6 protein-coding genes are annotated in these 7,670 nt (G+C 64.2%); 2 read left to right on the top strand and 4 right to left on the bottom strand.

Annotated elements, in window-relative coordinates; all coding sequences use genetic code 11:
• Positions 1-131: 131 nt before the first annotated feature.
• Genes CWS72_RS09145 through CWS72_RS09130 form a run of 4 tightly spaced genes read right to left on the bottom strand, consistent with a single transcriptional unit; the run spans position 132 to position 3,109 of the window.
• Entirely contained in the window at positions 132-1,568 is a 1,437-nt protein-coding gene (locus tag CWS72_RS09145) for an efflux transporter outer membrane subunit (RefSeq protein WP_101250277.1), read from the bottom strand.
• A 46-nt stretch (positions 1,569-1,614) separates the two neighbouring features.
• Positions 1,615-2,070 carry a periplasmic heavy metal sensor gene (locus CWS72_RS09140; protein ID WP_158240569.1) on the bottom strand — a complete coding sequence of 152 codons (456 nt, stop codon included), beginning with the start codon at positions 2,068-2,070 and terminating at the stop codon, positions 1,615-1,617.
• Between the two features lie 5 nt (positions 2,071-2,075).
• Positions 2,076-2,525 carry a hypothetical protein gene (locus tag CWS72_RS09135; protein WP_101250275.1) on the bottom strand — a complete coding sequence of 150 codons (450 nt, stop codon included), beginning with the start codon at positions 2,523-2,525 and terminating at the stop codon, positions 2,076-2,078.
• A complete protein-coding gene (locus CWS72_RS09130; protein WP_101250274.1) occupies positions 2,522-3,109 on the bottom strand; it encodes an RNA polymerase sigma factor in 588 nt (195 codons plus the stop codon). The genes CWS72_RS09135 and CWS72_RS09130 overlap by 4 nt, the downstream gene beginning before the upstream one ends.
• 198 nt (positions 3,110-3,307) lie before the next feature.
• Between CWS72_RS09130 and CWS72_RS09125 the strand changes: the two genes are divergently transcribed.
• Both CWS72_RS09125 and CWS72_RS09120 read left to right on the top strand, forming a co-directional pair.
• Complete coding sequence (locus tag CWS72_RS09125) at positions 3,308-4,471, top strand: efflux RND transporter periplasmic adaptor subunit (protein WP_101250273.1); 1,164 nt, start codon at positions 3,308-3,310, stop codon at positions 4,469-4,471.
• Positions 4,472-4,477: 6 nt separating this feature from the next.
• The gene (locus CWS72_RS09120) at positions 4,478-7,594 is read left to right on the top strand and encodes a multidrug efflux RND transporter permease subunit (RefSeq protein WP_101250272.1); all 3,117 of its coding nucleotides are present in this window, start codon (positions 4,478-4,480) and stop codon (positions 7,592-7,594) included.
• The last annotated feature ends 76 nt before the right edge of the window (positions 7,595-7,670 follow it).

Raw genomic sequence — 7,670 nt, 5'->3', positions numbered from 1 at the left:
ACCCCCATCATCGCCCCGGACGGCAGGCCCGCCCCGGCGCGGCCCACCGGAAATCCTCGCTCATCATCAGGCTAGCATAAAAGTGGGAGAACGGAACCTATCAGTGATTATCTAAAAATAACAAATATCCCTCAGGTTGGGTTTTGCGCGAGGGTCCCGCTCTCGGCCTGCCAGCCGCCACCCAATGCCCGGAAGAGGCCGACAACCGCCTGGGCATGGGTCAGCCTGACCTGCACCAGGGCATCCTGGGCCTGGAACAACGTCCTTTGCGTATTGAGCAGGGTAACGATATCGATGGTGCCGCCGAACATTTGCGCCTGCGCGATATCGTAAGCGCGCCGGGCGGTCTCCACGGCGATTTGCTGCGCCGATTCCTGCTGGTCGTTCGTCTCCACGGCGACCAGCGCGTTCTCCACGTCGCCGAAAGCCGAAATCACCGTTTTCTGATAACTTTGGGTCAACTCGTCATAGCGCGCCTGCTGATATTCAATTCCCCCTTCCAGCGAATCACCGGAGAAGATCGGCTGGGTGGCCGAAGCCGCCAGCGAATAAAGGACGCTTCCCGGATCGAGCGCCCTCGCCAGAGCCGTGCTTTGCAGCCCACCTTGCACCGTCAGCTTGATATCGGGAAAAAGGGCGGCCTGGGCGGCCTTGATATTGGCGTTGGCGGCGACCAGCTGAGCCTCGGCATATTGAACGTCCGGGCGGCGGATCAGCAAGCCGGAGGGCAGGCCGGCGGCGACGGCCGGCAAGACAACCGTGGACAAACTCTCGTCGGGAACCGACAGATCCTCGGGCAGCCGGCCGATCAGGATGGCGAGCGCGTTCCGGTTTTGGCGCAATTGCTGGACGAGCGGAGGAATTGCCGCCCGTTGCGCCGCCACGACGCTTTCCTGCTGGGCGACGTCGAGGGCCGTGGCGGTACCGGCGGCGGCCCGCGCCTGGATGGCGTCCTGCACATGCAGGGCGACGTCGAGGTTGTCCCGCGCGACCTTCAGCCGGTCGCTCAAGGCGGAAACCGTGAAATAGGTATTGGCGACACTGGCCTGAACGGTCAGCGCCGTCGTTTGCTGATCGAAGCGGCTGGCGCGCGCCGTCGCCTCGGCGGCCTGGGCCGCGTCGGCATATCTGCCCCAGAAGTCCAGCTCGTAACTTGCCGTCAGGATGCCGTTCAGCGTTTCGACGCCACGGGGGGCGCCCCCCGTTCGCGGCGTGGTCGTATTGTTGCGGTTGCGGGTCTCGCCTCCCGAGGCCTGAACCGTCGGCAGCAGATTGGCACCGGCGATCTTCGCCTGGGCGTCGGCCTGACGGACCCTGGCCATCGCCGCGCCGATGTCAAAATTGGCCTGCTGCGCCTGGCTCATCAGCCTGTCGAGCGAGGCGGAGTGGAAATCCCGCCACCATGTCACGGACGGCCAGAGCGCGGCGGATCCGGCCTCGCCGCTCCACCGGGCGGGCTCGGACGTTTCCGGCCGGTGATAATCGGGACCGACACTGCAGGCCGAAAGCAAGGCGGCGGCGAAGACGGGCAGGAGAAGAGGCCGTTGGCGAAAGACGGTCACAGGCATGAAGGGGGGCTCGATATCGCTGAAAGTGACTTGGAAACGAAGGCGGTCACGACCGGCCTCCCATATGGGCGGCGACGAAAGCCTGGCGGCCCTGCGGCGAAAGCCTGGGAATGACATCGCGCATGGTGTCGCCGAAAAGCAGCCGTTCGGTCTGCCTGGTGGCGCGCATCCGAGACATCGACGCATCGAAGGCGTCGCGATCGAAAGGCTCCGTCGTGATGATCGAGCGGAGACGAGCCAGTTCGTTCAGATATTCCTCGCGAGCCTCCTGCAAGGCCGGCCGCTTTTCCACGAAAGCCTTGCGCAGGATGTCGGCATCGCCGGCCGGCAGCGAATTGGCGATGGCCTCCGCCACCGTTTCCGGCGCGGGATGCGGTTTGGAGTAGGGGGATGGACCGAAATGCTGGGTCACCTCCCAGCCGGCCAGAAACAGATTCAAGCCCAAGGAAACAGCCAGAAGAATCGATCTGACCGAGTTCCGCCGACGCGGCGGTGCGCGCATTTCCCTCATCCTCCGAGTGGCAGCGACAAATTGCTGGCGAACCATAGGTCAAGCGGCGTCTCGGCGGTGAGCAGACGAACCGCCAGATTGGCCGCGCAACCAAGGAAGAACAACCCCAGATAAAGCATGCCCTGCGGTGCCCAGCGCCGCTGAAGCCACGGCACCCGAAGCGGAACCGCGAACGGCGGCAGCAGGGACGCAGGGAGTTCTGGGACGGCCCTCTCCTCCTCCGCCTTCCTCAACACCTTTTCCATGACGCGATCGACGCGCGAGGACTCGACCAGCGGCGCCACGTCTCGCAGCAGACGGTCCATTTCAGCCGTCCGCCGGAGCTCCCCGCCGAATTCGGGATGGGCGGCCTGCCATTTTTCCGCCGCCGCCAGCCGGCTGGCCGGCCATCGGCGGAGATCGGCGCCGTAGATCATCATCAGACGACGGAATTCACGACCGGTCATGACAGCACCTCGTCGGCATGAAAGCCAACCGCCGCCAGTTCCACCCGGATGGCCCGGCGAGCCCGCAACAGAAGCTGCTCGAAAGCCGAGACCGAAATGCCCATGCCCTCGGCGGCGTCCTTTCCGCTCAACCCTTCGAAATAGAACAGGGTGATGGCGGCGCGCTGGCGGGGAGGAATGGCGTCGAGGGCCCTGGCCACCGCAGCCTGATGTTCCTTGTGGGCGATGGCGTCGGGAGCGGCCTCGTCATTGTCGACCAGGTCACCGGCCGCTTCGATGGCCACCCATTGCGGCTTGCGGCGACGGTCCAGGCTGAGATTGACGACGATCTTGTGCAGCCAGGTCGTGAAGCGAGCCCGACCCGGCGTCCAGCGATCCGCATGTTGCCACACCCTCATGAACGCCTCCTGGGCAATCTCGTCCGCGTCATTTGGATTGCCGACCACGCCCTGGGCGACGGCGAGAGCCCGCCGCAAATGCCGGCGCGCCAAAGTTTCGAAGGCCGACCGGCTCCCATCGGCGACCTGCTGCATCAGCATGTCGTCGAGAGCCTCCCGGCCATCCCAACCTTGGTCACCGCTCATTCCCCGGTCTCCTCATACCTTACCCGGTCGCGAGCGAGGGTTGGCAAACAGGACTAATACGCCCAAGCTGGTCACGCCTTACGCGGTTGATGAAAATAAAAAGAATGCCCGGAACCGGCGTCAGCTTCGATCCGTTCCCACGTACCATACTGCCAAGGAGTCGGCAGCAGACCGTTTATTGCTCGAAGAAAGATCGTCATGCGCAAGAAATATCTGATTTGGATTGTGCTGTTGCTTGCCGTCGCCGGCAGCCTGTGGGCAGTCTTCCGCCCCGGAGCGGACACCCCCCGCACGGCATCGGCGCCGGGTGCGGCCGGAGCTGCGGTGCCGGTGACCGCCGTGCGCTCTTCCCGCCAGGACGTCGCAGTCTACCTGACCGGTCTCGGCAATGTCCAAGCGTTCAATACGGTGACCATCCGGCCGCAGGTCGACGGGCAACTCTTGCGCATCGCCTTCAAGGAAGGCCAGGAGGTCCGGACCGGCGAGCTGCTGGCGCAGATCGACTCGCGGAGCTACCAGGCCTCGCTGGACCAGGCGCAGGCCAAGAAGGCACAGGATGAAGCGCAGTTGGCCAACGCTCGCGCCGATTTGACGCGCTACACCGGACTGGTCGAAAAGAATTACGTCTCCCGCCAGCAGCTCGACACCTCGCAAGCCCTGGTCAAGCAGCTTCAGGCCCAGGTCCAGGGTGACACCGCCGCCATCGAGAACGCTCAGGTCCTGCTGGGCTACACGAACATCAAGACTCCCATCGACGGCAGAGCCGGCATTCGCCAGGTCGACGTCGGCAACATCGTTCACGCCAACGACGCCAACGGCATCGTGGTGATTACCCAGGTGCACCCTATTTCCGTCTTGTTCACCCTGCCCGAAAGCGCGGTTTCCCGGGTGGCCGCCGCCATGGCCGGCGAACCGCTTAAGGTGACGGCCTTAAGCCGCGACGGCAAGATGGTGCTGGACGAGGGCATCTTGCAGCTGGTCGACAACCAGATCGATCAGACCACGGCGACGGTCCGCCTGAAGGCCACCCTGCCCAACAAGAAGGGGCTGCTGTGGCCGGGCCAGTTCGTCAATGCGAAGTTGCGTGTCGCCACCTTGCCCCAGGTCGTCACCGTTCCGGCGCAGGCGGTGCAACGTGGACCGAAAGGAGCGTTCGCCTTCGTCGTCAAGGACGAGGGCACCGTCGAGATGCGGACCCTGCAGGTCGGCGAAATCAGCGAAGGCGTCGCGGTTATCGAGCGCGGCATCGGAGAGGGGGAAACCGTGGTGGTCGAGGGACAATACCGGCTGCAGCCCGGCACCCGCGTCGAAGCCAAGGTGGCGGCTGCTGATAGCCTGCCGTCCGTCGTCAAGCCGGAGTAGAAGCAGATGAGCGTCTCGACACCGTTCATCAAACGGCCGATCGCCACCACCCTGATGATGTCGGCGATCCTGCTGGCCGGCATGGTGGCCTTTCCACTGCTGCCCGTGGCCAAGCTTCCCCAGGTGGACTTTCCCACGATCGTCGTCAGCTCCAGCCTGCCCGGCGCCGATCCGCAGACCATGGCCTCGTCGGTGACCACGCCGCTCGAACGCCAGTTTTCGCAAATCCCCGGCGTCGCCCAGTTGACGTCGAGCAGCATCCTGGGCAATTCCTCGATCACGCTGCAGTTCGATCTCGACCGTAATATCGACGCCGCGGCCGGCGACGTGCAGGCGGCGATCAACGCCGCCAGCGGCCAATTGCCGAAAACCATGCCGAGCCCGCCGACCTACCGCAAGGTCAACCCGGCCGACTCGCCGATCCTGATCCTGAGCGCGTCTTCGGTCACCTTGCCGCTGACCACCGTCGACGATTACGCCGACACCGTGGTCGCCCAGCAGATCAGCAGAATCCCCGGGGTCGGCCAGGTTTCCATCCGCGGCGAGCAGAAACCCGCCATTCGCGTTCAGATCGATCCGGCCAAGGTGGCGGCCATGGGATTGAGCCTGGAAGAGCTGCGCGGCACCATCGCCACCGTCACGGCCGATGCGCCCAAGGGAAACATCGACGGGCCGACCCGCAACTTCACCATCTACGCCAACGACCAGATCCTCAAAGGCGAGCCCTGGAACGACGTCATCCTGGCCTATCGGAACGGCGGCCCCGTCCGCGTCAAGGATATCGGCAGGGCCGTCGACGGCCCGGAGAACGTCCGCTCGCAAGCCTGGGCGAACGGCCAGCCCTGCGTCTTCCTGGTCATCTTCAAGCAACCCGGCGCCAACGTCATCGATACTGTCGACAGGATCAAGGCCACCCTGCCGCTCCTGCAGGCGTCGATTCCGCCAGGAATCCAGGTTAAGCCGCTGATCGACCGCACCAACACCATCCGGGCGTCGGTCGACGATGTCGAGTTCACCCTGGCGCTGACCATCGGCCTCGTGGTGACGGTGATCTTCCTGTTCCTGCGCAATCTGTGGGCCACCATCATTCCCGGCATCACGGTCCCCCTGGCCCTGATGGGCACCGCCGCCCTGATGTATGTGGCGAATTACAGCCTCGACAATCTCTCGCTGATGGCGCTGACCATCGCGGTCGGATTCGTCGTCGACGACGCCATCGTCATGCTGGAAAACATCTACCGCCATCTCGAAGAGGGTTTGTCTCCGATGGAGGCGGCGATCAAGGGCGCGGGCGAGGTGGGCTTCACCATCGTTTCCATCAGCGTCTCCCTGGTCGCCGTGTTCATTCCCATTCTGCTGATGGGCGGTATCGTCGGGCGCCTGCTGCGCGAGTTCGCCGTCACCGTCTCCATGACCATCCTGGTCTCGCTGATCGTCTCGCTGACATTGACGCCCATGATGTGCTCTCGCGTGCTGAAGGACGAGCACACCTCTGGTCATGGCCGTCTCTACATGGCGTTCGAGCACGGGTTCGAGGCGTTGCTGGGGGGATACGCCCGCGGCCTCGACTGGGTGCTGCGCCACCAAAAGCTGATCCTGGCGAGTTTCGTCGCCACCGTCGCCGTCACCATCTGGCTGTTCATCATCATCCCCAAGGGCTTCTTCCCGCAGCAGGATACCGGCGTGCTCTACGGCATCTCGGACGCGGCGCAAGACATCTCATTCTCCGAAATGGCCGCGCGCCAGCAGGCGATCGGCCAGGTTCTTTCCGAAGATCCCGACATCGACGCCTGGCTGGGCGGAATCGGCGGCGGATCCAATACGCTGAACAACGGATCGTTCTTCATCGGCTTGAAACCGCAAAGCGAGCGGAACGCCACCGCCGACCAAATCGTCGCCCGGTTGCGCAAGAAGACGGCGGCCATCCCCGGGGTCGTCTTCTATCTGCAGGTGCCCCAGGATCTGAATGTCGGCGGTCGGCTGAGCCGCACCCAATATCAATACACGCTGCAGGACGCCGATCTCGACGAGCTCAACGCCTGGGCGCCGAGGATGCTGGAAAAAATGAAGACCCTGCCGCAGTTGCAGGACGTCGCCACCGACCAGCAGACCAACGGCGCCACCGTCAATCTGGTCATCGACCGGAATCAGGCGGCGCGTTTCGGCATCCAACCCCAGGTAATCGACGACACGCTTTACGACGCCTTTGGCCAGCGCCAGGTGGCGCAGTATTTCACCCAGTTGAACAGCTACCATGTGGTGATGGAGGTTCTGCCGGAAATGCAGGCCCATCCCGAAACGCTGGACAAGATCTATGTGAAATCCCCGGGTAGCGGGCAGCAGGTCCCGCTTTCGGCCTTCGTGCATTACGACACCACGCCGGTCAGCCAGCTGTCGGTCAACCACCAGGGACAGTTCCCGGCGGTCACCCTGTCGTTCAACCTCCGTCCCGACGTGGCGCTGGGCGAGGCGGTGGACGCCATTCGCAAGGCGGAAACCGAACTCAGCCGTCCCGGCACCCTGGTCGGCAGCTTCCAGGGCACCGCTCAGGCCTTCCAGGCGTCTCTGGCCTCGGAACCGCTGCTGGTGCTGGCCGCGCTGGTCACCGTCTACATCATTCTCGGCATGCTCTACGAGAGCTTCATCCACCCCCTGACGATCATCTCGACCCTGCCTTCGGCCGGCGCCGGCGCCCTGTTGTTTTTGATGGCGTTCCACAAGGATCTGTCGGTGATCGCCCTGATCGGCATCCTGCTGCTGATCGGCATCGTCAAGAAGAACGGCATCATGATGGTGGACTTCGCCATCGCCGCCCAGCGCCAGCGGGGATTACCTGCGCAAGAGGCCATCCGCCAGGCCTGCCTTCTGCGTTTCCGCCCGATCATGATGACCACGGCGGCATCCATGCTGGGCGGATTACCCCTCATGCTGGGAACCGGCACCGGTTCGGAACTGCGCCAACCGCTGGGCATCGCCATGGTCGGCGGTCTGGCGGTGAGCCAGGCGCTGACCCTGTTCACCACCCCGGTCATCTACCTCGCCTTCGAGCATTTGAGCGAACGGCGTCGGGCGAAAAAAGCGGGCCCGGCAAAGCCGTCCCACGCGCTTCAGCGGACGGAATAATATCAGCTTTCGATGAGGGCTCGCGAGCCAACGCAAGCGAAACGAAGCCATCCAGGGCAGCCCCGGCCGGGCGCCC

Source organism: Telmatospirillum siberiense, assembly GCF_002845745.1.
In the GTDB taxonomy this organism is placed as follows: Bacteria; Pseudomonadota; Alphaproteobacteria; order Rhodospirillales; family Magnetospirillaceae; genus Telmatospirillum; species Telmatospirillum siberiense.
This window is presented reverse-complemented; position numbering and strand designations above follow the sequence as displayed.